This window comes from Methylobacterium sp. WL18 (assembly GCF_008040015.1).
GTDB lineage: Bacteria > Pseudomonadota > Alphaproteobacteria > Rhizobiales > Beijerinckiaceae > Methylobacterium > Methylobacterium mesophilicum.
In genome coordinates this window covers 1-929 of record NZ_VRVD01001074.1, presented here as the reverse complement: position 1 = coordinate 929, position 929 = coordinate 1, and the positions used below count along the sequence as shown (strand labels likewise).

The window sequence follows — 929 nt, the reverse complement described above, 5'->3', positions numbered from 1 at the left end:
CGCCTCGGCCTGGCCGAGCGCCGCATCGATGGCGTCGGCCCGCGGCACAGCGTCGAGGACGATCTCCGCCCGGGCGACCGGGGTGCGGCTCTTGTTGGCGAAGGTCGGCTTCGGCCCGGTCCCGTCGTCGAGGAAGCCGAGGCCGCGGGCACCGATCTCGCGCAGGATCGGATCGAAGGCCGGGTCGGCCATCATCTTCGTGCCCATGTAGTTCGCCACGCCGACATAGCCGGGGAAGCGGGCCAGCGACCAGGCGAGGCGGTCGGCGTTCTCGACGCCCTTGAGGGCGGTGAGCAGCGTCTGGGGCCCGGGATCGCTGTCGGGATAGTCGAACGGCTCCATGGGCAATTGGAGGAAGACCTCGTGGCCGGCATCCCGCGCCCGGGCGGCGGCGCGCTCCGCCTCTCCGCCATAGGGCAGGAACGCGAGGCTCACGGCGGGCGGCAGGCGCACGGTGGCGCCCGCGGTCGCCGCCTGTCCGACGCCGAGGCCCGTGATCAGGATCGCGATGCGGGGCCCGGTGCCGGGCTCCTCGATCCGGGCATAGACGTCGAGGGCGCGAATCCGGCCTTCGCCGACCTTCGGCATCGTGCCGTGGCGGCCCTGCTCACTGATGCGTGCATCCGGCGCCGGGGCGAGCCGGGGCGCGCTCGGCGGCGGCACGCGGATCACCACGGCCTCGCTCGGGCTGGACCCCGGCGGTCGCACCACCGTGACGCCCGACGCGGTCTCGATCTCCTCGGCGGTGCGCTGCTGTGCGCCGCCCACGTTGACCACTACCACGCCCTGCGGTTCCGGGGCGGTCGCGACCGGGGCGGCCAGAGGCCGGGAGACCGGCTCGCGCACCGTGATCGCGACCTCGACGCGCGGTTCGCCGCCTCGGGAATCCCCGAGGGCGAGCACGAGCCCGCAGGATGCCAGCATGGCGC

1 protein-coding gene is annotated in these 929 nt (G+C 74.5%); it reads right to left on the bottom strand.

Annotation, left to right across the window (positions count from 1 at the left end):
• A partial coding sequence (locus tag FV228_RS30970) for a divergent polysaccharide deacetylase family protein (protein ID WP_147857889.1) occupies nucleotides 1-929 on the bottom strand: 929 nt, incomplete at both ends.